We start from the raw sequence: 345 nt of genomic DNA on the forward strand, positions 1-345 counted from the left end.
ACCATTACCGTCACCAATGGGGACGGCGATGTGCTTGGTGAAACGACCGTCGATGCCAACGGAGACTTCAGCCTCGAGCTGACGCCAGAACAGGAAGACGGCACCGAGCTGACAGCAACTGCCACCGATGATGCCGGTAATGAAAGCGACGCTTCTGCCATTGTCACCGTGCCGACCGCCGGTGACATCACGGCTCCTGCCGCGCCTGTCATTACTTCTGTTGACGACAATGTGGGCAGCGTCACAGGCGAGCTGGCTTCTGGCGACAGCACCGATGACACGACTCCGACCCTGACAGGTACTGCCGAAGCCGGTAGCTCAGTCGCCATCTACGACGGCGAGACC

1 protein-coding gene is annotated in these 345 nt (G+C 60.6%); it reads left to right on the forward strand.

The genetic code is table 11. From position 1 onward, the window contains the following. The coding region (locus tag HXS65_RS17390; RefSeq protein ID WP_176494540.1) for an Ig-like domain-containing protein at nt 1-345 on the forward strand (345 nt) is incomplete at both ends.

The sequence above is a fragment of the Cobetia sp. 5-25-4-2 genome, assembly GCF_013374075.1.
Taxonomy (GTDB): domain Bacteria; phylum Pseudomonadota; class Gammaproteobacteria; order Pseudomonadales; family Halomonadaceae; genus Cobetia; species Cobetia marina.